The organism is Nocardia sp. BSTN01 (assembly GCF_015354405.1).
GTDB lineage: Bacteria > Actinomycetota > Actinomycetes > Mycobacteriales > Mycobacteriaceae > Nocardia.
On record NZ_JADKYP010000010.1, the window covers coordinates 19,537 to 43,586 of the forward strand.

At 68.7% G+C, this 24,050-nt stretch carries 23 protein-coding genes and 1 tRNA gene; 10 read left to right on the forward strand and 14 right to left on the reverse strand.

The window, feature by feature from the left end; all coding sequences use genetic code 11:
- Window positions 1-66: 66 nt before the first annotated feature.
- Genes thrC through argS form a run of 4 tightly spaced genes read right to left on the reverse strand, consistent with a single transcriptional unit; the run spans window position 67 to window position 5,687 of the window.
- Complete coding sequence (gene thrC / locus IRT45_RS11395) at window positions 67-1,164, reverse strand: threonine synthase (protein ID WP_063011087.1); 1,098 nt, start codon at window positions 1,162-1,164, stop codon at window positions 67-69.
- Window positions 1,161-2,561 carry a homoserine dehydrogenase gene (locus IRT45_RS11400; RefSeq protein ID WP_194805826.1) on the reverse strand — a complete coding sequence of 467 codons (1,401 nt, stop codon included), beginning with the start codon at window positions 2,559-2,561 and terminating at the stop codon, window positions 1,161-1,163. The genes thrC and IRT45_RS11400 overlap by 4 nt, the downstream gene beginning before the upstream one ends.
- The gene (lysA, locus tag IRT45_RS11405; protein WP_194805827.1) at window positions 2,558-3,988 is read right to left on the reverse strand and encodes a diaminopimelate decarboxylase; all 1,431 of its coding nucleotides are present in this window, start codon (window positions 3,986-3,988) and stop codon (window positions 2,558-2,560) included. Before lysA ends, IRT45_RS11400 begins: the two co-directional genes overlap by 4 nt.
- A 40-nt stretch (window positions 3,989-4,028) precedes the next feature.
- Entirely contained in the window at window positions 4,029-5,687 is a 1,659-nt protein-coding gene (argS, locus tag IRT45_RS11410) for an arginine--tRNA ligase (RefSeq protein WP_194805828.1), read from the reverse strand.
- 140 nt (window positions 5,688-5,827) lie between these two features.
- Here argS and IRT45_RS11415 point away from each other — a divergent pair, with 140 nt between their 5' ends.
- The 3 genes from IRT45_RS11415 to IRT45_RS11425 all read left to right on the forward strand — a co-directional run bounded on the left by IRT45_RS11415 (window position 5,828) and on the right by IRT45_RS11425 (window position 6,858).
- The gene (locus IRT45_RS11415; RefSeq protein WP_039776371.1) at window positions 5,828-6,136 is read left to right on the forward strand and encodes a hypothetical protein; all 309 of its coding nucleotides are present in this window, start codon (window positions 5,828-5,830) and stop codon (window positions 6,134-6,136) included.
- A gap of 122 nt (window positions 6,137-6,258) precedes the next feature.
- A tRNA-Arg gene (locus IRT45_RS11420) sits at window positions 6,259-6,331 on the forward strand.
- Between the two features lie 122 nt (window positions 6,332-6,453).
- Window positions 6,454-6,858 carry an SgcJ/EcaC family oxidoreductase gene (locus tag IRT45_RS11425; protein ID WP_194805829.1) on the forward strand — a complete coding sequence of 135 codons (405 nt, stop codon included), beginning with the start codon at window positions 6,454-6,456 and terminating at the stop codon, window positions 6,856-6,858.
- An 11-nt stretch (window positions 6,859-6,869) separates the two neighbouring features.
- Here IRT45_RS11425 and IRT45_RS11430 read toward each other — a convergent pair whose 3' ends face one another.
- Window positions 6,870-7,808, reverse strand: coding sequence for an undecaprenyl-diphosphate phosphatase (locus IRT45_RS11430; protein WP_194805830.1), 939 nt, complete (start codon window positions 7,806-7,808; stop codon window positions 6,870-6,872).
- A 161-nt stretch (window positions 7,809-7,969) separates the two neighbouring features.
- A complete protein-coding gene (locus IRT45_RS11435; protein ID WP_228534183.1) occupies window positions 7,970-9,397 on the reverse strand; it encodes an MFS transporter in 1,428 nt (475 codons plus the stop codon).
- A 125-nt stretch (window positions 9,398-9,522) separates the two neighbouring features.
- Here IRT45_RS11435 and IRT45_RS11440 point away from each other — a divergent pair, with 125 nt between their 5' ends.
- Both IRT45_RS11440 and IRT45_RS11445 read left to right on the forward strand, forming a co-directional pair.
- Complete coding sequence (locus tag IRT45_RS11440; RefSeq protein WP_309240904.1) at window positions 9,523-10,116, forward strand: helix-turn-helix domain-containing protein; 594 nt, start codon at window positions 9,523-9,525, stop codon at window positions 10,114-10,116.
- Between the two features lie 81 nt (window positions 10,117-10,197).
- Window positions 10,198-10,686: an FBP domain-containing protein gene (locus tag IRT45_RS11445; protein WP_194805831.1), complete on the forward strand. Its 489-nt coding sequence runs from the start codon at window positions 10,198-10,200 to the stop codon at window positions 10,684-10,686.
- Between the two features lie 132 nt (window positions 10,687-10,818).
- Here IRT45_RS11445 and IRT45_RS11450 read toward each other — a convergent pair whose 3' ends face one another.
- The gene (locus IRT45_RS11450; RefSeq protein WP_194805832.1) at window positions 10,819-11,394 is read right to left on the reverse strand and encodes a TetR/AcrR family transcriptional regulator; all 576 of its coding nucleotides are present in this window, start codon (window positions 11,392-11,394) and stop codon (window positions 10,819-10,821) included.
- Window positions 11,395-11,500: 106 nt separating this feature from the next.
- Between IRT45_RS11450 and IRT45_RS11455 the strand changes: the two genes are divergently transcribed.
- The gene (locus IRT45_RS11455; RefSeq protein WP_194805833.1) at window positions 11,501-12,670 is read left to right on the forward strand and encodes an FAD-dependent oxidoreductase; all 1,170 of its coding nucleotides are present in this window, start codon (window positions 11,501-11,503) and stop codon (window positions 12,668-12,670) included.
- Between the two features lie 7 nt (window positions 12,671-12,677).
- On the opposite strand, the gene IRT45_RS11460 is transcribed toward IRT45_RS11455, so the two are convergent.
- Window positions 12,678-13,088, reverse strand: a complete 411-nt coding sequence (locus IRT45_RS11460) for a hypothetical protein (RefSeq protein ID WP_194805834.1) — start codon at window positions 13,086-13,088, stop codon at window positions 12,678-12,680.
- 194 nt (window positions 13,089-13,282) lie between these two features.
- Here IRT45_RS11460 and IRT45_RS11465 point away from each other — a divergent pair, with 194 nt between their 5' ends.
- Window positions 13,283-13,957 carry a hypothetical protein gene (locus IRT45_RS11465; protein WP_194805835.1) on the forward strand — a complete coding sequence of 225 codons (675 nt, stop codon included), beginning with the start codon at window positions 13,283-13,285 and terminating at the stop codon, window positions 13,955-13,957.
- A gap of 4 nt (window positions 13,958-13,961) precedes the next feature.
- On the opposite strand, the gene IRT45_RS11470 is transcribed toward IRT45_RS11465, so the two are convergent.
- Window positions 13,962-14,993 (reverse strand): extracellular solute-binding protein, encoded by a 1,032-nt coding sequence (locus IRT45_RS11470; RefSeq protein ID WP_194805836.1) that lies wholly within the window; start codon window positions 14,991-14,993, stop codon window positions 13,962-13,964.
- A gap of 143 nt (window positions 14,994-15,136) precedes the next feature.
- Here IRT45_RS11470 and IRT45_RS11475 point away from each other — a divergent pair, with 143 nt between their 5' ends.
- The 3 genes from IRT45_RS11475 (at window position 15,137) to IRT45_RS11485 (ending at window position 18,298) form a co-directional block, all read left to right on the forward strand.
- Window positions 15,137-16,543 (forward strand): metallophosphoesterase, encoded by a 1,407-nt coding sequence (locus IRT45_RS11475; RefSeq protein WP_194805837.1) that lies wholly within the window; start codon window positions 15,137-15,139, stop codon window positions 16,541-16,543.
- A gap of 62 nt (window positions 16,544-16,605) precedes the next feature.
- Entirely contained in the window at window positions 16,606-17,142 is a 537-nt protein-coding gene (locus tag IRT45_RS11480; protein WP_039782371.1) for a MarR family winged helix-turn-helix transcriptional regulator, read from the forward strand.
- Window positions 17,143-17,215: 73 nt separating this feature from the next.
- The gene (locus tag IRT45_RS11485) at window positions 17,216-18,298 is read left to right on the forward strand and encodes an Hsp70 family protein (protein ID WP_228534184.1); all 1,083 of its coding nucleotides are present in this window, start codon (window positions 17,216-17,218) and stop codon (window positions 18,296-18,298) included.
- Between the two features lie 226 nt (window positions 18,299-18,524).
- Here the strand turns inward: IRT45_RS11485 and IRT45_RS11490 are convergent, their stop codons facing one another.
- The 5 genes from IRT45_RS11490 to IRT45_RS11510 are packed head-to-tail and all read right to left on the reverse strand — an operon-like array spanning window position 18,525 to window position 23,987.
- Window positions 18,525-19,301 carry an enoyl-CoA hydratase gene (locus tag IRT45_RS11490; protein WP_036498506.1) on the reverse strand — a complete coding sequence of 259 codons (777 nt, stop codon included), beginning with the start codon at window positions 19,299-19,301 and terminating at the stop codon, window positions 18,525-18,527.
- Between the two features lie 16 nt (window positions 19,302-19,317).
- Window positions 19,318-20,226 (reverse strand): 3-hydroxyisobutyrate dehydrogenase, encoded by a 909-nt coding sequence (mmsB, locus tag IRT45_RS11495; protein ID WP_375540089.1) that lies wholly within the window; start codon window positions 20,224-20,226, stop codon window positions 19,318-19,320.
- A gap of 5 nt (window positions 20,227-20,231) precedes the next feature.
- Window positions 20,232-21,314 carry an enoyl-CoA hydratase/isomerase family protein gene (locus tag IRT45_RS11500; protein ID WP_194805839.1) on the reverse strand — a complete coding sequence of 361 codons (1,083 nt, stop codon included), beginning with the start codon at window positions 21,312-21,314 and terminating at the stop codon, window positions 20,232-20,234.
- 8 nt (window positions 21,315-21,322) lie between these two features.
- On the reverse strand, window positions 21,323-22,462 hold the full coding sequence (locus IRT45_RS11505) for an acyl-CoA dehydrogenase family protein (protein ID WP_194805840.1): 1,140 nt from the start codon (window positions 22,460-22,462) through the stop codon (window positions 21,323-21,325).
- A gap of 4 nt (window positions 22,463-22,466) precedes the next feature.
- Window positions 22,467-23,987, reverse strand: a complete 1,521-nt coding sequence (locus IRT45_RS11510) for a CoA-acylating methylmalonate-semialdehyde dehydrogenase (protein WP_194805841.1) — start codon at window positions 23,985-23,987, stop codon at window positions 22,467-22,469.
- Window positions 23,988-24,050: the final 63 nt, after the last annotated feature.

Sequence of the window (24,050 nt, forward strand, 5' to 3'; positions counted from 1 at the left end):
GACGAAGGCGCTGCGTGTCCGACTCGCCGCGCCCGCTCACTGAGCTGACCTTCGCGCGCACTCAACTCAGGCCAACTCGAGCTCGCGAGCCACCGCTACCGGATCGACCGCGATCGCCTCGACCGCGGGCATACCCAGCAGCGCGGTGTCGGGATCCTTGAGGCCGTTGCCGGTGACGGTGCACACGACGGTGAGCCCGGAATCGAGCCAGCCCTCCTTGCGCGCGGCCAGCAGACCGGCCACGCTGGCGGCCGAGGCGGGTTCCACGAAGACGCCCTCGGTGCTCGCGACCAGGCGATACGCCGCCAGGATCTCGTCGTCGGTGGCGGCCCGGAAGGCGCCGCCGGACTGCTCCTGGGCGGCCACCGCGCTGTTCCAGGACGCCGGCGCGCCGATCCGGATCGCGGTCGCGATGGTTTCGGGATCCTTCACCGGCGCACCGTTGACCAGCGGCGCGGCGCCGGCGGCCTGCACACCGAGCATGCGCGGGCGGCTCGTGGTGAGGCCGTCGGCGTGATATTCGCTGTAACCCTTCCAGTACGCGGTGATGTTGCCCGCGTTGCCGACCGGCAGGGCGTGCACGTCGGGGGCCTTGCCCAGCGCGTCACAGATTTCGAAGGCCGCGGTCTTCTGCCCCTCGATGCGGGCCGGGTTGACCGAGTTCACGAGGCCGACCTCGGGGAAATCCGAGGTGACCTTGCGGGCCAGCTCCAGGCAGTCGTCGAAATTGCCCTCGACCTGAATGATCTTGGCGCCGAGCATGACCGCCTGCGCGAGCTTGCCCATCGCGATCTTGCCCTGCGGGATCAGCACCGCGCAGTGCATGCCGGCCCGGGTGGCGTAGGCCGCCGCCGAGGCGGAGGTGTTACCCGTGGAGGCGCACAGCACCGCCTTCTGGCCGCGGGCCTTGGCGTCGGTCATCGCCATGGTCATACCGCGGTCCTTGAAGGACCCGGTCGGGTTGAGACCCTCGACCTTGAGATACACCTCGCAGCCCGTGAGCTCGGACAGGTGATGCGCGGGCACCAGCGGCGTGCCGCCCTCGTAGAGGGTGACCGGCTCCCAGTCCGCGCCGACCGCCAGGCGCTCCCGATAGGCGGCGATCAGCCCCGGCCACGGAGTGTGCACGGCCCCGGCCGACGGCGGCGCTCCTGTCTGACTCATTCCTCGGTGCCTTCCAATCTCAAGACGCTGGTCACGGATGTGACGGATTCCAGCTCGGCAAGTGCTGCCACGGTATCGGCCAGCGCCGACTCCGGCGCGTGGTGGGTGACCACGACCAGTCGGGCGCCCTCGTCGTATCCCTCCTGGCGGACCGTCGAGATGCTGACACCGTGTTCGGCGAATTTGCCGGACACCGCCTGCAGAACCCCGGTGCGGTCGGCAACCTGCAGGTTCACGTGGTAGCGGGTCGGGATGTCGCCGATCGGCGCGATCGGCAGCTCAGCATAAACCGATTCACCCGGTGCGCGGCCACCGTAGAACTTGTTGCGGGCCGCCATCACCAGATCGCCCATCACCGCCGAGGCGGTCGGCGCGCCGCCCGCGCCCTGGCCGTAGAACATCAGCCGGCCGGCGTTCTCGGCCTCGACGACCACCGCGTTGAAGGCGCCGTTGACCGAGGACAGCGGATGCCGCCGCGGAATCAGCGCCGGGTACACGCGCACCGACACCCGGTCCTTACCGGCGGGCGAGCTGCCCGCGTCACCCGGCGCGGCGACCGCCGATCCGTCCATCGACAGGCGCTCGCCGCCGGGCATCCGCTCACAGATGGCCAGCAGCTTCACGGTGCAGCCGACCGCCGCCGCGGTCTCCAGATCCTCGGCGGTGATCTTCGAGATGCCCTCGCGGTAGACGTCGGCGGCGGTGACGCGGGTGTGGAAGGCCAGCGAGGCCAGGATCGCGGCCTTCGCGGCGGCGTCATAGCCCTCGACATCGGCGGTGGGATCCGCTTCGGCGTAGCCGAGCCGGGTCGCCTCGGCGAGTGTGTCGGTGTAGTCGGCGCCGGTCTCGTCCATCGCCGAGAGAATGAAATTCGTTGTGCCGTTGACGATTCCGACCACCCGGTTCACCCGGTCGCCGGACATCGACTGGATCAGCGGGCGCACCACCGGAATGGCGCCGGCCACCGCGGCCTCGAAGTACAGGTCGGCGCGGCTGCCCTCGGCCGCCGCGGCCAGCTCACCGGTGTAGTCGGCCAGCAGCGCCTTGTTCGCGGTCACGACCGACTTGCCGCCGTTGAGCGCGGCCAGGATCAGCTTGCGAGCCGGATCGATACCGCCCATCACCTCGACCACCAGGTCGACGTCGTCGCGGGCGACCAGCGCTTCGGCGTCGGTGGTCAGCAACTCGGCCGGAATGCCGCGGTCGACGTCGAGGCGCCGCACCGCGACGCCACGCAGCACCACCGGGGCGCCCACCCGCGAGCGCAGGTCGTCGGCGTGGTCGCGCAGGATGCGCACCACCTCGGTGCCGACGTTGCCCATGCCGAGCACCGCGACCCCGATGGGATGTTCGATCCCGAACGCACCGCCCCGGGCCTGGTTCGTCGCCTCGGTCATGAATGCACCTCCGTCGCTTCCAGGCTCATCAGATCCGCCACCGTCTCGCGGCGCAGCAGCAGCCGCGCCTGCCCGTCGCGGACGGCGACCACGGCCGGGCGGGTGAGCATGTTGTAGCGGCTGGCCATCGAATAGCAGTACGCGCCCGTGGCCGCGACCGCAACCAGGTCCCCCGGTCCGACGTCGGCCGGCATCCAGGTGTCGCGGATGACGATATCGCCACTCTCACAATGCTTTCCGACCACACGCGCCACCACGGGGGCGGACTCGCTGGAGCGGGAGACCAGCCGACAGTCATAGTCGGCCTGATACAGCGCGGGACGGATGTTGTCGCTCATCCCGCCGTCGACGCTGACGTAGCGGCGTTGCGCGCCGGCGTCGAGCGAGACGTCCTTGGTGGTCCCGACCTCGTAGAGGGTGACCGTGCCCGGACCGGCGATCGCGCGGCCCGGTTCCACCGCGATGGTCGGGGTGGGCAGGCCGATCTGCGCCGCCTCCACCTCGACGAGGTCGCGCACCTTCGCGGCGAAGTCGTCCAGCGGCGGCGGATCGTCGCTCGGCAGATACGAAATGCCCAGTCCCCCACCGAGATCCAGGATCGCGATCTGTTCGGTGCGCTCGACGCCGAACTTCTCGATCGCATCGCGCAGCAGTCGCAACATGCGCCGCGCGGAGATCTCGAAACCGTCGATGTCGAAGATCTGCGATCCGATATGGCTGTGCAGGCCGACCAGGCGCAGATTGTCCGCCTCGAAGACCCGGGCCAACGCCTCCATCGCATCGCCGCCGGCGATCGAGAAGCCGAACTTCTGATCTTCGTGCGCGGTCGAAATGTATTCGTGCGTATGCGCTTCCACGCCGACCGTGACGCGGACCAGCACGTCCTGCACCACGCCCGCACGGGCGGCGACCGCCTCCAGGCGCTCGATCTCGATCAGCGAGTCGACGACGACGTGCCCGACGCCCGCCGCGACGGCCTGCTCCAGTTCGGCGACCGATTTGTTGTTGCCGTGCAACGCGATTCGCTCGGCCGGGAAACCGCCGTGTAGCGCCACCGCCAGCTCGCCGCCGGAGCACACGTCCAGATGCAGGCCCTCGTCGCGCACCCAGCGCGCGATCTCGCCGCACAGGAATGCCTTGGAGGCGTAGTGAACTCGCGCACCGGGACCGAAGGCCCGGACCATATCGCGGCAGCGGGAGCGGAAGTCGTCCTCGTCGACCACGAACAGCGGAGTGCCGAATTCGGCGGCGAGCTGCGTCACGGGCACACCGGCCAGGCGCACCACACCCGCGGCGTCGCGAGAGGCGTTGCGCGGCCACACCTTATCGGGCAGGTCGATCATCTCGCGGGGGTCCGCGGGCCGCTCCGGCAGGTTGGGGGCGTGGGGGATCTCGGCGTGCCGAGGTCCCGCCGGATGCGCACTCACAATAATTCCTTCCTCACACGATGACCTGGCCGACGGCGGTTCACATGCGCTCCGGGGCGGATACGCCCAGCAGCGCCAGACCGTTGGACAGCACCTGACGGGTGGCGTCGACCAGTTGCAGGCGGGCGGCGTTGACCGGCAGGACCGGGTCGTCGTTCTGCGGCAGGATCCGCAGCGTCTTGTTGGTCTGGAAGCGGTGGTAGGCGCCCGCCAGTTCCTCCAGATAACGGGCCACGCGGTGCGGTTCGCGCAGGCTCGCCGCACTGGCCACCACGGCCGGGAACTCGCCGAGGGTGCGGATCAGCTCGCCCTCCTCGTCGGCGACCAGCAGGCCGAGATCCGGTGCGACACCGGCGAATCCGAAGTCGGTGGCATTGCGGGCGACCGCGCAGGTACGGGCGTGCGCGTACTGCACGTAGTAGACCGGGTTCTCACTGCTCTGTTTGGTCCACAGATCGAGGTCGATATCGATACTCGAGTTCACCGAACTGCGCACCAGCACGTAGCGGGCGGCGTCGACGCCGATCGCCTCGACCAGATCGTCGAGGGTGACCACCGTGCCGGCACGCTTGCTCATCCGCACCGCCACGCCGTCACGCACCAGGTTGACCATCTGGCCGATCAGCACCTCGACGGTGTTCGGATCGTCGCCGAACGCGGCCGCCGCCGCCTTCAGCCGGCCGATGTAGCCGTGATGGTCGGCGCCGAGCATGTAGATGCAGAGGTCGAACCCGCGCGAGCGCTTGTTCTGGAAGTAGGCGATGTCGCCACCGATATAGGCGGACTTGCCGTCGCTCTTGATGACGACGCGGTCCTTGTCGTCACCGTATTCGGTGCTGGCGATCCACCAGGCGCCGTCCTTCTCGTACAGATTGCCCGAGGCCTTGAGCTGGTCGAGCGCCTTCTCCACGGCGCCGGAGGCGAACAGCGAGCTCTCGTTGAAGTACACGTCGAAATCGGTGCCGAAATCGTGCAGCGTCTGCTTGATGTGGGCGAACATCAGCTCCACACCCTCGCGGCGGAACAGCTCGTGCCGCTCGTTCTCCGGCAGATTCACCGCGTCCGGATGCGCGGCGGTGATCTGACCCGCGATCTCCGAGATGTAGGCGCCGGCGTAGCCGTTCTCCGGAGTGGGCGCGCCGGTGGCGGCGGCGACCAGCGATTCGGCGAAGCGGTCGATCTGCGCGCCGTGGTCGTTGAAGTAGTACTCGCGGGTCACGTCGGCGCCCTGAGCGGCCAGAATGCGACCCAGCGCGTCGCCGACCGAGGCCCAGCGGGTACCGCCGAGGTGGACCGGGCCGGTCGGATTGGCGGAGACGAACTCCAGGTTGATCTTGGTGCCGGTGAGCGCCTGCGCGGTGCCGTAGGCGGCGCCCGCGGCGCGGATCTGCTCCACGATGGCGCCCTGGGCGGCCGCGGCGAGGCGGATGTTGAGGAAGCCCGGGCCGGCCACGTCGGCGGATTCGATGCCGTCGGTAGCGGCCAGCGCGGCGGCCAGCAGACCGGCCAGTTCGCGCGGATTCATTCCGGCCTTCTTACCCACCTGCATGGCCACATTCGTGGCATAGTCTCCGTGTTCCGGATTACGGGGACGCTCCACCTTGACCTCGTCGGGCAGGACCGCAGGGTCGGATCCACGTTCGACGAGCACCTTCGCCGCGGTCGCACGAAGGAGTTCTGCAAGGTCAGCTGGAGTCACGAGTCTCTATCCTATGGTCCGAGCGGGTGCGCGCCGTCAGCGGGCACCTGCTCGGCGCACCCGGCATCCGGCACCGGCGGCCCCGGCCGTCCTTACGACACCGCGAGAACTACCGACGCACCCGAAGAGAGCGCCAACCGATGCCGAACACCAGCGCGAAATCAGCCAAGGCGATTCGTGCCGCCGCCAAATCCGCCCCCGGCGGGGCGTACAACGGCAATTCCAACCCGCCGAAGCACCGGCGTGTTCCCTGGGCGCTGGTCGGCGCGGTCGTGGTGATCGCCGTCCTGGTCGTCGCGCTGGTCGTCTACTTCGTCCCCAAGTCGCGCCACCACGCCGACAAGGAGAAGGCCGTCCCGCCCACCGGCCAGATGGACGAACTCCCCGCCGGCATCCCCGGCATTCCCGCCATCCCCGGCATGCCGGGCGCGCCGATGCCGGCCCAGTAGTGCCGTGACACCGAACTGAATCCCTGCTCGGACCTGTCTTTTGGCGCACGCCGTGTGATGCGATACGCTTTCCCCGCCCGATCGGACGACGTAACCACTGGTGTCGACCGGGTCCAATCCCCGCCCTCGTAGCTCAGGGGATAGAGCGTCTGCCTCCGGAGCAGAAGGCCGCAGGTTCGAATCCTGCCGAGGGCACAGCACACAAGGTCCCGACCATTCCGGTCGGGACCTTTTCGTTTGTCGATACGGCGGGTGCTCGTGCGTCGGAGAGGTGTATGGCCCGAACACGGGCCGCGCCGACGAACGAAGGACATGCCATGACCACGACTCGAACCGACGACTCGGCCGCCATCGCGCAGATCTTGGCCGATCAGTACAAGGCCTGGGCGGCGGGGGACGCCGACGCTTTCGTCGCGGACTATGCCGAGGACGCCACGGTGATCATGCCGGGGACCTGTCGGCGCAGCCGGGCGGAGATCCGGCGGGGTATGGCGGACAGTTTCGCGACCGTGCTCGCGAACTCGACCGTCACCGACGACATCGGAGACATCCGGTACCTCGGCCCGGACCACGCCGTCGTCGTCAGCCGGGCCGCCATTCTGTTCGCGGGCGAAACCGAGGTACCGGCCGACCGGTACGTGAACGCGACCTGGGTTGTGCACCGGCGGGACGGCAAGTGGACGGTTGCCGCGTATCACAACAGTCCCGCCGTGGCGGGCTAGCGGCCCGCCACTCACCCGAATCGAACGATCGACACCACCCCCACGATCACGCAGTACGCCGCGAACGGCAGCAGGGTCCGGGTCCGGAAGTAGCGTTCGAGGTAGCGGACGGCGAGCCAGGACGTCACACCGGAGACGACGGCGCCGACGATGATCGGGCCCCAGATCACCTCGGCGCGTGGGGTTATCAGGTCGGGGAGGTCGACAATTCCGGCGCCGAAAATCGCGGGGGTGGCGAGGAGGAAGGCGAATTTGGCGGCGTGTTCGTGTTCCAGACCACGCCAGAGGCCGCCGACCATGGTGAGGCCGGCCCGGCTGAAGCCGGTGAGGAGGGCACCGGCTTGGGCCAGGCCGATGCCGACCGCGTCCCGGGAGTCGAGGGCCGCCAGGCGACGGTCGGATTGCGGCAGGGAAAGCGTTGTCGCCGTGCGCATCCGGCTGCCGGCCTGGTTGAGGGCGAAGCGGCGGCCGTATTCGGCGAGGGTGGGCTCGTTGCGACGACGCAGGCCCTCGCCGACGACCAGCACCACACCGTTGACGGTCAGGAAGGCCGCGGCGCACAAGGGAGCCGCGAAGACGTCGTGCAGCGGATGTTCCAGCAGCGGGCCGAGAATCGCGACCGGCACGGTCGCGATCACGATCAACCAGGCCAGCCGTTGCGGAACGGTATCCAGCCGCCTGGTCCGCACCATCTCGACGAATCCGGCGGCGATCGCGTACCAGTCCCGCCAGTAGTAGATCACCAGCGCGACCGCCGTCGCCACGTGCAGAGCGACGACGAATGCCAGATAGGTTGCGGCCGAATCGGTTCCGCCCTGGCCCGGCAACGCTCCCCATCGACCTCCCAGCCAGGCCGCCACGAGAACCGAATGTCCGAGACTGGAGATCGGGAACAGCTCGGTGAAGCCCTGCACCGCGCCGATGACCATCGCTTGAAAATAGGTGAGCATCGCGACGAGTTTCGCACGGCAGTCATAGAGGTTGCTGTGAGCCGAATTTCGACGAAGTCCCTGTGCGACAACAGGTTTCGATTAGTCCGATATGTCCGTAGTTGATCTTGGATAGCGAGGACGGTGGCCCTCGGACGTTCCGAGGGCCACCGTCCGGGCACTCACCGCTGCGCCCGCACGCTCCGGAATGTCGACGCCACGAGCAGGGTCAGCACCGCGATCCCGGCTGCCGCGGCGAAGGCGGTCGTGATACCGGAGACGAGCACGTGCACGGCCGATCCGGAGGCGGCCCGGACGGCGGTGCCGAATACCGTGACCAGTACCGCCAACCCCAGCGCGGCGCCGGTCTGCTGCAGGGTCTGCAACGCGCCGCCGGCCGCACCGGCCTCTTCGGGCGCCACATTCGCCATGATGATCACGTTCAGTGGCGAAAAGGCCAGGCCGATACCGCATCCCATCAACACCGTCGCCACCGCGAGCAGCGGGAAGTAACCGGTATCGGTATCGAGCAGGGTGAGCAGCGCCAGCCCGGTGATCATCGCGGATGTGCCTGCCAGCGTCACCGGTTTGGGACCGAAGCGCGGCAGCAGGCGCGGAATCAGCCGGATCATCGTGAACATCGTCACCGCGGTCGGCAGGAAGGCGAAACCCGTTGCCAGCGCGCTCATTCCCCGCACTTCCTGCAGATACTGGGTGAGGAAGAAGAACATCGAGGTGCCCGCCATCGGCCCCAGGAACATGTTGGCGTACGCGGCGGCGCGATTGCGGTCGGCGAACAGGTGCAGCGGCAGCAGCGGCTGTGCGGCCCGGCGTTCGATCAGCAGGAACGCCACCAGTGCGAGCACACCGGCCGTCAGCGACACGTCCGTTGTCACATCGTCCCAGCCGTGCGCCGCGGCGCTGATGAAGCCGTAGACCAGTGCGGCCACCGCACCCGTCGCGGTCACCGCTCCGGGAAGGTCGAGGTGGGCGCGACGGCGCGGCGCGTCGGGCAGGTACCGCGTCGCCAGCAGTGCCACGGCCAGTCCGAACGGCACGTTGATGAACAGCACCGAGCGCCAGCTCAGCCACTGGGTCAGCAGTCCGCCCAGGATCAGCCCGATCGCGAATCCCGCGCTGGACATTCCGGAGAACAGCGCGAGCACCCGGACCCGCGTCTTCGGATCGGCGAAGGTGGTGGTCAGCAGGGCGAGGGTGTTCGGGCCGGCCATCGCCCCGCCGAGGCCCTGCACGATGCGAGCGACGATCAGCCAGGCGGCCGACGGCGCCAGCCCGCCGCCGAGCGAAGCGAGGGTGAAGAGCACGGTTCCGAGGATGAACATGCGACGGCGTCCGAACAGGTCGCCGGCCCGGCCGCCGAGCAGCAGCAGCCCGCCGAAGACGAGGGTGTAGGCGTTCATCACCCAGGACAGGCCGGTCGCGCTGAAGTGCAGATCGTGCTGGATGCGCGGCAGCGCCACGTTCATCACGGTGATGTCGAGCACGATCATCAGCTGGCAGGTCAGCAGCGTGACCAGCACGATGCCGGAGCGCAGCCGCCCGGGCGGTGCGCCGACCTGCGTGGACGAGGAAATCGTGGAGGTGGACAAAGGGGCTCCATCGGATGCGGAACTAAACGGAGAATGTCTCCGTTTCCAATGGGGATAGCATATGGAGAAGATCTCCGGTTACGCAAGATTAAGCGGAGAGTTCGTCCGTTTCCACTGGAGGAATCGTGAGCGCACCGTCGACACAGGGGTCCGGGCGCGCGGCGCCGCCGCGTCCGATGCGCGCGGATGCGCGGCGCAACTACGAGCGCATACTCGAGTGCGCGCGCGAGGCGTTCGCCGAACACGGCCCCGAGGCACCCCTGGACGAGGTGGCGCGCCGAGCCGCGGTGGGTCCGGGCACCCTCTATCGCCATTTCCCCAACCGGGACGCACTCATCGAGGCGGTCTATCGCTCGAGCATCGAGGCTCTGTCCGAACTCGCCGCCGAGCTGACCGAAACCCTCTCGCCCCTCGACGCTCTGGAGCAATGGTTCCGCGCCCAGGTGCGGTTCGTGATGGACAAACGCAGTCTGGCGGTGACCCTCAAGGCCGCCATCGACCGCGGATCGCAGACCTTCACGCTGTGTTCGATTCTGATCACCGACGCCGCGACCTCGGTCCTGCAACCGGCCCAGGAAGCCGGGCTGATCCGGCCGGAGATCGAACCGCGCGATCTGTTGCGCCTGGGCCACGGCATCGGTGTCGCGTGCGAAACCTCACCCGATGCGGCAGAACGGCTGATCACGGTCACCCTCGCCGGGTTGCGGACCACCGGCTGAGCCGATATTCGATTGCCCGCCGGAACCGGTGGCCGTAGCCTCGCTCCGTTTTCCGTTCATCCATTCGGAAGGAGTGAACACGTGCAACCATTGACCGAACGCGAGATCCGATCGTCGTTCGTCAACTGTTCCAAGGGTGATGCCAAACGCATGCCGGTCCCCCGCGATCTCGATACACAACCCTGGGAGGACCTGGACTTCTTCGGCTGGAACGATCGGTCGATGCCGGGCCGCGCGTATCTGGTGACCCCGCAGGACGATCGGCTGATCGGCGTGGCAATGCGCTACGAGACGGGCGGATCCGGCCGGGCCCAGCTCTGCTCGATCTGCCTGACCACGCACACCGGTACCGGGGTGTCGCTGCTCACCGCGCACAAGGTCGGCGAATCCGGGCGGCGCGGTAACTCGGTCGGCATCTATATGTGCACCGATCTGGCCTGTTCGCTGTACGCGCGCAACAAGAAGCGCCCCGCGCTGGGCAACCGCTACCGCGAGGATCTGACCGACGAGGCGAAGGCCGAACGGGTGCGCACCAACCTGCGCGCATTCGTCGAACGCCTCTACAGCTGATTGAACAGGACAGCGTCCACCCGATCGAACGGAGGTAGATGCCGTGTGCCGACACTCGAGGACCGCGCCGCAGCCCTGATGCCCCGAGCCCGCCGGACTCGGGGCATTTTCATGCCTGGACCACCCGGGCCCTCACTTCGGCACCGACACCAGATACCGCTGCACCGTCGCGCCGATCTCCGCGACGATGTCCTCGGCCGTCAACGCCACCACCGGCGGCAGGCGCAGCACATAGCGGCACACCGCCAGTCCCAGAATCTGCGAGACCACCAACCCGGCTCGTCGCGGCGCGTCCGCGGGATCACCGACCCGGGTCACCATCGGCATCAGCTGTTCGGCGAAGACACGTTGAAACCGTTGCGCCACAGACTCGTCCGAGACCGACGAACGCAACAGGGTCAGCAGCAGTTCGTTACCCGGTGGCGTCTCCCACAGTTCCAGGAAGCGCCGGGCGACCGTCGCACCCAGCTCGTCCTCGGCCACCGCGGCCAGATCCGGCAGGGCGAGATCGACGTCGAGCGCCGCGTCGAACAAGCCGTCCTTGTTGCCGTAGTACCGCATCACCATCGACGGATCGATGCCGGCGTCGGCGGCGATCGCCCGAATGGTCGCCTTGGCGTATCCGTCGCGGGCGAAATGCCGGCGAGCCGCCTCGAGGATCGCCGCGCGAGTGGCGTCCGAGCGGCGCGGCGCAGTCTGTTCACTCATGTCCACAACTGTAGGCCAACAACTGTTGACTTTCCATCCCGGGCGGCTCTATTCTGATGTCAACAGCCGTTGGCCAACATTTGTTGGCAAGCCTGAGGGAGTAGTCATGAGCAGCACCGTTCCCGCCACCGCCGCGGTCGTCATCGTCGGCGCCGGACCCGCCGGACTGACCGCCGCGATCGCACTCGCCGATGCCGGCGCCGACGTGGTTCTGCTGGATCGACTGGCCGCCGGGGCGAACACGTCCCGCGCCGCGGTCGTCCATGCCCGGACGTTGGAGGTCCTCGACGAATTCGGCATCGCCACGACCCTGCACGACCTGGGACTCGAGGTGCCGCGCTTCGTGATGTACGAAGGCGCCGATCGGCTGACCACCATCGGCTTCTCCGACCTGCCGACCCCCTTCCCCTACACGCTGATGATCGGCCAGGAGACCACCGAGGCCGTCCTGCTCGACCGGCTGCATCAGGCGGGCGGAACGGTCGTGCGCCCCGTCGAGGTCACCGGGGTGATACCGGGCGAGCAATTCGTCACCGTCGAATTCACCGACGCCACAGGGCAATCCGGTTCGATCCGCGCCGAGTACGTCATCGGTGCGGACGGGATGCACAGCCGGGTCCGCGAGGCGGCGGGAATCGGCTTCACCGGCGCCACCTATCCGGAATCGTTCGTCCTGGCGGATGTGCGGATGGACTGGCCCGCGTCGCGCGAGGAGGTATCGCTTCACGTCTCGCCGGAGGGCATCGTGGTGGTCGCGCCGCTGCCGGACACCGACCACGATCGTTTCCGCATCGTCGCCACCGTCGCCGAGGCGCCCGAACATCCCACCCGCGCGCAGGTGCAAGCACTGCTGGATGCCCGCTGCCCCGGCGCCACGGTGCGAGAGGTGCTGTGGAGCTCACGTTTTCGCGTGCACCACCGGGTGGCCGACCGCTATCGCGCCGGGCGGATCCTGCTGGCCGGCGATGCCGCACATGTGCACAGCCCGGCCGGTGGGCAGGGAATGAACACCGGGATCCAGGATGCGGCCCTGCTGGGCACGCTGCTGGCCCGGGTCGTGGGCGGCGAACCCGACGCGCTGCTCGACGACTACGAGCGCACCCGCCGCCCCGTGGCGCTGGACGTGGTGGCCTTCACCGATCGCATGACCCGCATGGCGACGGTGCGCCCGCGACCGGCCCGCGTGCTGCGCAACACCGCGATCCGCCTCGTCACCCGCATCCCGGCCGTGCGCACGGCGCTGGCCTACCGGCTCGCCGAACTCGCCAATCGGTGAAAAACGCTCAGGCGCAGGCCAATCCGAACTCCGCGGTCGCGGTCCGCCCGGCCACCACATCGACCTTCTCGGCCGTGTCGGTGGCCAACCGGCATCCCATCGGCACCGACGTCACCTGAACCTGATAGCAGTCGGCGGCGACATCCTGGTGGGCCTTGCCGTCGCGGCCGGTGGTCAGGGTGGCCAGCACGGATCCGGCCCCACAGGTGGTGATGCCCGCGGCGAGTCCGGCGGCGGCGTACTTCTCGGGACCGTGGGTGGCCACCACCTCGATCGTGCCGTCGGTGCCGTGGTCGGCAGCCGCGGGCGCGGATACCGGCGCCGATGTCTTCGCCGGTGCACGGTCGGCCTCGGCGGAGCAGGCGAGCGCGGGTAGTACGGCGGCACACAGCGTCAACGCGAACAGTATGCGGCGCACCTGGTCTCCTCTCACCGGATGAATGTCGCTCTCACTGTAGGCGACCGACTCGTCCGGACCGTCGCACATTCGCGGCGATCCGATATCCGATTCGGTCCCGCTGAGCGGGACGGGGTTTGGCGATTCGCGAGTGTCGCGGGGTAGACGGAATTACCGTCGTCGCAGCCGAACGCAGTTCCCCGAAAGGATCCGGCATGAAATTGATGTACGCCCTCTGGGGACCGGATCTCGCGGATATCCTCCACGCACCGGATTTCCACCGGCGGCTGGCCGCCGCGGGGGCGACCGAACTGCAGGTCAACATCGGCGATGCCGACGTCGCCGCCGCACAACTGCGGGTGAGCACCTACGACGAACCGGTCGCCGCGATCGTCGGCGTCTGGAGCGAAGGGCAGAACGGGCCGATCACCGATCTGCTCAGCGGCGTCGCCGAGCGGATCAACGGCTGGATCGTGGAGGAACGCGAACCGCTCACCACCGCGCGGCCCCCGGACGGAACCCGCTACGACGCACTGGCGAATATCGCGCTGCTGCGGGTTCCGAAGGAACTGAGCCGCGCCGAATGGCTGCACAATTGGCAGGATCGGCATACGACCGTGGCCATCGAAACCCAGGCCACCTTCGGTTATGTGCAGAACACAGTGGTCGCCGCGGTGACTCCTGGGCCGCGGGTGGACGCGCTGGTCGAAGAACTGTTCCCGATGGACGCGATGACCGACCAGCACGCGTTCTGGGGCAGCGGTGGTGACGACGCGGAGTTGCAGCGCCGCGCCGGTCGCATGATGGCCAGCGTCGCGACCTTCGGCGCCGATCGCGACCTCGATGTCATCCCGACCAGCAGGTACCGCTACGACCTGACCGCCTCCTAGCGGATCAGAGCAGCCCGGCCTCGCGCATCAACGCCTCGACTCGCTCCGGGTCGAGCTCGCTCGGATTCACGCGCGGCGGGTCCAGCGAATCCAGCGGCGGCAGCGCCGGATCGGCGGGCACACCCGCGGCCACCGGATACTCCATGGCCGCACCGCCGCTGAGCAGACGCTGCCCGGCCGCGGCCGTCACGAATCGCACGAACCGCTGGGCGTCGGCGGCGTGCCGGCTCGACTTCAGCACGCCCGCACCGGAGAGCGAAAGGTATCCGCCCGGGTCCCCGCCGCGGAAATAGTGCGGCGCCGAGGGACCGGTGATCCGCTCCGGCGCGAGCTGGTCGCGGTACCAGTCGGTGGCGAAGACCAGCGCGCCGCCGACCCCGCCCGCGCCGACCGCCTTCAGTGCCGCGAAGCCGTTGGGCGCGACGGTGGCGTTGTCCTTCACCCCGTGCAGCCACGCGCGCGTGGCGTTCTCGCCGTCGAGTGCCAGGAGCGCGGCAACGATCGCCTGGAAGTCCGCGCCGTGCGAATCGGCGGTCCAGCGGCCGTGCCACCGCGGCTGTTGCAGGTCCAGCAAGCCCGCGGGCAGTTCGGCGGACGCGATCTGCGCCGGATGGAAGACGAAAGCCGTCGACCGCGCGGCGATTCCGGTCCACTGCCCCGAACTGGGGCGGAACTGTTCGGGCACCTGAGCGAGGGTGTCGGGGTCGAGGCCGGCGAACAGACCGGCGCGCTCCATCCGGGCCATCGCCGGTGAATTCTCGGTGAGAACCACATCGGCCGGCGATCGGTCGCCCTCGGCCAGTACCTGATCGGCGACTTCGGCATCGGCGCCGTCGCGCACCGTCACCCGGATTCCGGTCTGCTCGGTGAAGGCATCGGCCCACTGCCGGGTCAGGCGCTGATCGTGTGCGTTGTAGACCACGATCTCCGGCTCGTCCGAGGACGCCGAACACGCGGTGATCATGGCCGAGGCCGCCAGCGCCACCACGCCGAGCACGAGTTTCCACCGACGTTCGTGCTGCTGCGCCGCTGCCATGGACCGTCCTTCCGATGAGAAATCGCGCCGAGGCGACCGGCTAGCCAACCTACCCGGTGAGTCGGCGGCACGACACGCGGTATGGCGTCGGTCTGGGTAGGGTCGGCCGTGGATCGGTACCGACCACCCACGAGGGAGCGACGATGACCTGTTGCGGGCCGAATCGCCGCCACCTGCTCGCGGCCCTGGCCGCCGCGGCCGCCGCACCGATCCTGCTCCCGGGTTCGGCTCGGGCACAGGCGAATTCACTGCGCGCGACTGATCTGGAGGTGGTCACGCTCACCGACACGTCGGCGATCATCACCTGGACGACGCTGGCCGATGCGTCGGGCACACTGGTCCCGGTCGAAGCGGGCACCGAAATCCGCTTGGCCCCTGCGGATTCCACCGGGCCCGCCCGGACGGTCCCCCTGGCCGGCGCCGACCGGACGGCGTATCACTACGCCCAGATCGACGGCCTGGAGCCGGGACGGCGGTATCGATTCGAGGCGTGGTCGGACGGAGTGCGGGCGGTACCGGCCCCGGAGTTGGTCACCCATCTGCCCGGCGCACCCGAACGTAGCGGTGAATTCAGCACTCTCGTCGCTCCCCCGGGCCGGCTGCTGCGCACCCTCGCGCTCTGCAACGACGTGCACATCGGTGAGGAGACCAGCGGCATCATCGCCGCCGGCCTGCCGCCGGGCGTGCGACAGGAACCGGGACTGCCGCCGTACCCCGAGGTGATGCTGGCGGCATTGCTCGACGATCTGCGTCGGCCGGATCGCGGCGCCGACCATCTGATCCTGGCCGGTGATCTGACCGCGGAAGCCACCCCCGAGCAAACCCGGACGGTGCGAAATCGGCTGGACGCCTGGGGAATCGAGGGCCGGGACTGGTTCGCCGCACGCGGCAATCACGACCGTCCCCATACCGGCGCCGACTACGCCGGCTGTCCGGCGGTGACGGCCGACCACCACGACTGCTGGGGCGAATCCTTCCTTCCCCCGGCACAATCGACAGAACACCGGCTCGGCGGGCTGCGGCTGATCGGACTCGACACCACCGAACCGGACGGCTCCGGGGGCAGTATCGGTCCCGGGCAATTCGATCGCCTGCGCGAATCGCTGCGTCGTGACCCCGATCGGCCGACGGTCGTCTTCGGACATCATCCGGTCACCGCGGAATCGGGGCTGACCAATCTCGCCGGCCCGAATTTCGTGCTGAATCGATCGGACGCGCTCACCCTGCAGCAGCTGTATCAATCGACGCCGGGGGTGTTCTTTCACCATGCGGGCCATACCCATCGCAATCGCCGCACCCGCCCCGACATCCCGCTCCGGGTGGAATTCCTGGAAGTGGGCGCGGTGAAGGAGTATCCGGGCGGGTACACCCTGCTGCGCCTCTACGAGGGCGGCTACATGGTCAATTTCTACAAAACCCGCACCCCGGACGCGCGGCGGTGGAGCACCCGCAGCCGGGCCGAATATCTCGGACTGATGCCCGAGTACACACTGGGAAGCACCGCCGATCGCAACCATGTTGTCCTCGGTGATCTTTCGGGACTGTCCTGAATCACCGATCCGGCGACTCCGGACCGCAGCGTGGGAGCGGGCGGGCAAATACACTCGGCGGTATGGCCGCACCCCGCCCGCTTCCGCTGGACCCGATCGAAGAGGCCCACCGCCAGTGGACCTCGCACGGCTGGGGCGATGTCGCCGACGGCATGGCCGCGGTGACCTCTCTGGTGCGGGCCCAGCAGATCGTGATGGCCCGGGTGGACGAGGCGCTGCGCCCGTCGGGGCTGACCTTCTCCCGCTACGAATTGCTGACGCTGCTCGGCTTCAGCAAGACCGGAGCGCTGCCGATGGCGACGGCCAGCGCCCGGTTGCAGGTCCACCCGACGAGTGTCACCAATACCGTCGATCGGCTCGAAGCGGCCCAACTGGTCAAACGAGTACCACACCCCAGCGACCGCCGGGCAACCCTGATCGAGATCACGGCCGCCGGCCGCGATCTGGCGGCGGCGGCCACCCGGGAATTGAACGAGAAGGTCTTCGCCCGGCCGGGCCTACCACCGGAGCGTCTCCACCTCCTGCTGCAACTGCTCGCGGAGTTCCGGCGCGAGGCGGGTGACTTCGACAGCGGCGACACGCCGACCCGGTGGGCCTGAGGGTCGACTCACCAGCATTCCGGCAGCGACATCCCGGGCCGTTGCCTTCCCATCGGCGGCCGAAAGGTTCACCATGGACGCCATGGTGCTGGTCCTGGGCGTGTCGGCGGGCGCTGGTGGCGCGCGCGCCATGCTCACCCACTCCGATCAGCCGCATCTGCCGCCGATCGACCGCTGTGTGGTCGCCCGCCGCGCGGGGGCGGGGGTCGAGGAGCCGGTCTTCCAGGCCATCGACGCGATGCGGGCCTCCGCGGCCGACCGCGACGAATTCGTCACCGGCATCGCCGTCACCTCACGCTGCGCCCTGCACGCCGAGGCGATCCGGGCCGCGGCCGGGCGCAGCCGGCTCACCATCATCGACGAACCGCCGGCCCAACTGCGGTATCTGCGGTTCAGCGGGCAACTGCCCGACGAGGGGGCGGTGCTGATCTACGACCTCGGCAGTTCCGGGCTCACCCTCACCGAGGCCGATTGCCGCACCCAGGCCATCCTGGCCGCCAAGCGCAGCACTCTCCTGGGCGGCGACGGCCACGACGCCCTGCTGCGCTGGCACCTCGCACACGGCGGGGTGGAGATCGACAATGCCGCCGGGCGTGAGTACAAGGAGCAGCTCAGCGCCTTCCGGGTGGTAACGGTCGGCGATCCGCGTTCGGGCACGCGAATCGTCGTGACCCGCAGCGATTTCCGCGATCTGGTCGCGGCCGGGATCCATCATTCGGTGTCGTATGTGCGGCAACTGATCGACGACACCGGGGTCGCGCCGCGGGCGGTGGCGCTGCTGGGCGGTTGCACGCGCAGTCCGGGGGTCCGGGAGTCGCTGGAGCAACTGCTGGACCTGCCGGTGATCTACGATCCGGAGCCGGATTTCGTCTCCGCGCGCGGGGCGGTGCTGATGGCCACCGAACAACCGGCGGCGCGCCGGGTGCGCGGTATCCGATTCGCTCCGCCGCAGTGCGGGCCGGCGACGCCGGCGCCGCGACCGGCGGTATCGCGGCGCAAGGTGGTCGCCGCGCTGGCGGTGACCGCAGCGCTCGGTGCGACGGTCACCGGCCTGCTGGTCACCGGACACGATTCGGCGCGGCCGGCGCACGACGGCACCCCGGCCCGTCCGGTGGAGGTCGCGGGCAGTAGCGCCGAACCGGTTCCCGGGAAGTAAGGCCGCAGATCACCCGTCGAGTTTCACGGTGCCTTCTCGGCGTTCATCGCCGCCGCACACGGGTCCGGGTGGCGAGGCGGGAGCGGTTCTGCACCCAGTAGGTGCCGGAATCGGCGGCCGACAACCACAGCGGCCCGGCTCGCCCCGCCCGTACCGGCCGGATCGGCGAATACGGGCGGCGGCGGCCGGGCCGTCGACTATGTGCGGTGCTCGGTGACGAGACTGCTCAGCGGTGTTCGAAGTTCGCCGCGCGCTTCTCCACGAAGGCGGTCATGCCCTCGGTCTGATCCTCGGTGGCGAACAGGGAGTGGAACACCCGGCGCTCGAAACGCAGGCCCTCGGTGAGCGTGGTTTCGTACGAGCGGTTCACGGCCTCCTTGGCGATCATCACCGACGGCAGCGACATGCCGGCGATGGTCTCGGCGACCTCACGGGCGGTGGACAGCAGTTCCGCCGCCGGGACGACGCGGGCCACCAGCCCTGCGCGTTCGGCCTCCTCGGCGCCCATATTGCGGCCGGTGAGAATCAGATCCATGGCCTTGGCCTTGCCGACCGCGCGGGTCAGGCGCTGTGAGCCGCCCATACCGGGGATCACGCCGAGCTTGATCTCCGGCTGGCCGAACTTCGCGGTGTCGGCGGCGATCAGGATGTCACACATCATCGCCAGCTCACAGCCGCCGCCCAGGGCGTATCCGGCCACCGCCGCGATGATCGGCTTGCGGAACGCGCCGACCCGGTCCCAGCCCTGGAAGAAATCGGCCAGGAACATGTCCATATAGGACTTGGACTGCATCTCCTTGATATCGGCACCGGCGGCGAACGCCTTCTCCGAACCGGTCAGCACCACCGCGCCGATACCCGCATCGGCCTCCACCTCGTCGAGTGCGGCGGTGATGTCGGTGAGCACCTGCGTATTCAACGCGTTGAGTGCCTTGGGCCGATTCAGGGTGATCACCGCGACGCGTCCGGTGCGCTCCAGCAGAATGGTCTCGAAGTCGGTCACTGTTTCCCTTTCTCGGCTACTCGCCGGAATCCTGGCCCGGCTCCGCGCCGGAACGGCGACGAATATCGGTGACGATAGCGGAGAAGTCGAGGTCCCCCGCCGACCGGTTGAACTGCTCGTAGATCTCGGCCGCCAGCAAACCGAACCGTCCCTCGACATCGTTGTCGCGCAGCGCATTCGCGGCCAGGCCGAGGTCCTTGTTCATCAGCGCGGTCGCGAATCCGGGCCGGTATTCGTTGTTGGCGGGGCTGGTCGGCACCGGGCCGGGCACCGGGCAATAGGTGGTCAGCGACCAGCATTGGCCCGAGGCCGTGGAGACCACGTCGTAGAACTTGTCGTGGGTGAGGCCCAGCTTCTCGCCCAGCACGATCGCCTCGGACAGACCGATCATCGAGATGCCCAGCATCATGTTGTTGCAGATCTTCGCGGCCTGCCCCACGCCCGCGCCGCCGCAGTGCACGACCTTGCCGCCCATCACGTCCAGCACCGGCTGCGCCGCGGCGAAGTCCTCGGCCTCGCCGCCGACCATGAAGGTCAACGTGCCGGCGGTGGCACCGCCGACGCCGCCGGACACCGGCGCGTCCAGGGCCCGATGCCCCGCTGCCACAGCGACTTCCGCCGCGCGCTTGGCGTCGGCGACGTCGATGGTGGAACAGTCGATGAACAGGGTGCCGGGTTTGGCGGACGGCAGCACAGCGTCGTAGACGTCGAGCACGACGCGGCCGTTGGGCAGCATGGTGATGACGATCTCGGCTTCCGTCACGGCCGCCGCGGCGGTGTCGACGACCTCCGCCCCGTCGGCGCGGGCCTGTTCCTGCGCGGCCGGTACGGGGTCGTAGGCCAGTACCTGATATCCGGCACGCACCAAGTTCGCGGCCATCGGACCGCCCATATGCCCGAGGCCAAGGAAGGCCACCTTCGTCACGTTCGTCACTCCTGTGCTCCGCTCAGTCCGAGTTCCCGGTCGCCCAGATCGGCGAAATAGCTGTCCACCAGCGCATCCGACACCTCGGCGAGGGTGGCGGGCGCCCACTGCGGGTTGCGGTCCTTGTCGACCACCTGGGCGCGGATGCCCTCCACCAGATCGTGGGTGGTCAGCGCGGCCACCGAGACCCGGTACTCCTCGTCGAGCGCCTGTTCCAGGTTCGCCGCCCGCCGGGCGTTGCGCAGGGACCGCAACGTAACCTTCAGCGCCACCGGCGATTTCGCCAGCACATCGCCGGCCGCCTTGGCGGCCTCGGGGGCATCGTGGCGCTGCAGCCGCGCGACGATCTCCTCGACCGTGTCGGCGCTGTAGCAGGCGTCGATCCAGGACCGCTGCGCGGCGAGATCCGACACCGGCGCGGGCTGCGCGACGGCCGCGATCGCGGCGTCGGCATCCGTGCGCCGCAACTGCGCCAGCAGATCCGGAATGCGTTCGGCCGGAACGAAATGGTCGGCGAATCCGGCCGCGATCGCATCACCGGCGCCCATGCGGGCCGTGGTCAGGGCGACGTGGGTGCCCAGTTCCCCCGGTGTGCGCGCCAGCAGATAGGTGCCGCCCACATCGGGAATGAAGCCGATGCCGGTCTCGGGCATGCCGACCATCGACCGCTCGGTCACGATGCGGCGATTGCCGTGTGCGGACAGCCCCACACCGCCGCCCATCACGATGCCGTCCATCACGGCGACATACGGTTTCGGATAGTTGCCGATCAGCGCGTTGAGGATGTACTCGTCACGCCAGAACCGGCCACTCGGCGAATCGGCGCTGTCGTGGCGCGAAACACCATGCGTCACAGCGTTCTTCGCGTCGGTGTGAATCGCGACGATATCGCCGCCCGCGCACAGGCCGCGTTCCCCGGCGCCGGTCAGCACCACCGTGCGGACCTCGTCGTCGTCGGCCCACTCGCGCAGGGTCGACAGAATCGCCTGCGCCATGGAGTGATTGAGCGCGTTGATGGCCTTGGGCCGGTTGAGCGTGATCAGGCCGACGCCGTCACGCTTGTCGAACAATACTTCTGCTTCGGTCATATCTTTCCTTATGCCGCGCCGACTACCGAGCGGGCCACCACGACCCGCATGATCTCGTTGGTTCCCTCGAGAATCTGGTGCACGCGCAGGTCGCGCACGATCTTCTCGATTCCGTACTCGGCCAGATAGCCGTAGCCACCGTGCAATTGCAGGGCCTTGTTGGCCACCTCGAATCCGGCATCGGTGCCGAAGCGCTTGGCCATCGCGCACAGTTCCACCTTGTCGGCGGCATCGGCGTCCAGCGCGGCCGCGGCCCGCCACAGCAGGGTCCGCGCCGCCTCCAGCGAGGTGCGCATATCGGCGAGGTCGAACTGCAGCGCCGCATTGTCGAGCAACCGGGCACCGAATGCCTTGCGCTGGGCCATATACGCGACGGTCCGGTCCAGCGCGGTCTGGCCGCCGCCGAGGGAGCAGGCCGCGATGTTGAGCCGGCCGCCGTTGAGGCCGTTCATCGCGATCCGGAAGCCGTTGCCCTCACCGCCGAGCAGATTCGCCGCCGGCACCCGGGCATCGTCGAGGATGACCTGCCGCGTCGGCTGCGCGTTCCAGCCCATCTTCTTCTCGTTGGCGCCGAAGGAGAGTCCGGGTGTATCCGCGGGCACGATGAAGGCCGAGATGCCGCGCGAACCGGCGTCGTCGGTCCGCGCCATCAGTACGTACACATCGGTGCTGCCCGCGCCGGAGATGAACTGCTTGACCCCGGTGAGCAGATAGTCGTCGCCGTCACGAACGGCCCTGGTGCTCAGGGCCGCCGCGTCCGAGCCGACTCCCGGTTCGGTGAGCGCGTAACTGCCCAGCAGATCCATCGAGGTCAGCCCGGGTAGCCACCGATTGCGCTGGGCCTCGGTGCCGTAGCTGTCGATCATCCACGCGGCCATGTTGTGGATGGAGATGTAGGCCGCGATCGCCGGGCATCCGGTGGCGAGCTGTTCGAAGATCCGCACCGCGTCCACACGGCGCAATCCGGAGCCGCCGACATCCTCACCGACGTAGATGCCGCCCATGCCGAGCGAGCCGGCCTTGCGCAGTACATCGATCGGAAAGTGCTTGCGCTCGTCCCATTCCAAGGCGTTCGGCGCGAGCAGTTCGTCGGCGAAACCGCGCGCGGTGTCCACGATCGCCTGTTCGTCCTCGTCGAGTACGAACATCGCCTCAGTCCATCGTCGGGATGACGAAGTGATCGGCGCCCGCACCCGCGGCCGGTTCGGTCCGCAGGCCCTGCGGCCAGCGCTGGGTGACCGTCTTGGTCTTGGTGTAGAAGCGGATCGAGTCGGGACCGTGCTGGTTCAGGTCGCCGAAGCCGGACGCCTTCCAGCCGCCGAAGGTGTGGTACGCGATCGGCACCGGAATCGGGACGTTGACGCCGACCATGCCGACCTGCACGCGCGTGGCGAAGTCGCGGGCGGTGTCCCCGTCGCGGGTGAAGATCGCGACGCCGTTGCCGAATTCGTGTTCGCTCGGCAGCCGCAGCGCCTCCTCGTAGTCGGCGGCGCGCACGATCGCGACCACCGGACCGAAGATCTCCTCCCGGTAGATCCGCATCTGCGGGGTGACGCGGTCGAACAGCGTCGCGCCGACGAAGAATCCGTCCTCGGCGCCCGCGACCTTCAGTCCCCGGCCGTCGACTACCAGCTCAGCGCCCTCGTCGACACCGATCTGCACATAGTTGTTCACGCGGTCCACACCGTCGCGGCCGACCAGCGGGCCGAAGTCCGCGCCGGGATCATCGGAGCGGCCGACATTCAGCTTGCCGATGCGCTCGACCAGCTTGGCGCGCAACCGATCCGCGGTCTCCTCGCCGACCGGCACCGCCACCGAGATGGCCATGCAGCGTTCGCCCGCCGAGCCGTAGCCGGCGCCGATCAGCTGATCGGCGACATCGTCGAGGTCGGCGTCCGGCATGACGATCGCGTGGTTCTTGGCGCCGCCGAAGCACTGGGCGCGCTTGCCGTTCGCGGTCGCGGTTTCGTAGATGTACTGCGCGATCGGGGTGGAACCGACGAAGCCCACGGCCTTGATCCGCTCATCGTTCAGCAGCGTGTCGACCGCCAGCTTGTCACCGTTGACGACGTTGAACACACCGGCGGGCAGCCCGGCCTCGAGGAAGAGTTCGGCCAGCCGCAGCGGCACCGAGGGATCGCGCTCGGACGGCTTGAGCACGAAGGCGTTTCCGCAGGCCAGCGCCGGCCCAGCCTTCCACAGCGGAATCATGGCAGGGAAGTTGAACGGGGTGATGCCGGCGACCACACCGAGCGGCTGCCGCATCGAATACACGTCGATGCCGGTGCCCGCGCTCTCGGTGTACTCACCCTTGAGCAGGTGCGGGATGCCGATCGCGAATTCGATCACCTCGAGTCCGCGCTGAATATCGCCCTTGGCGTCCGGGATGGTCTTGCCGTGCTCGCTCGACAGCAGCGCGGCCAGCGAATCCATCTCGTCCTGGACCAGGGCGACGAACTTCATCAGCACCCGGGCCCGCTTCTGCGGATTGAACGCGGCCCAGGTGCGCTGCGCCTCGGCCGCATTCGCGATGGTCGCCTCGACCTCGGACACACTGGCGAGCGGCACCCGCGCCTGAACCTGCCCGGTGCTGGGGTCGTAGACGTCGCCGAAGTTGCCGGAGGTCCCGGGCACCTGCTGCCCGCCGATGAAATGAGTCAGTTCGCGAACCATGCCAGTCCTGTTCTCGATGCGGTCGATGCCTCCCACGCCGGAGCCGAAGGCAGTATGCGGCCA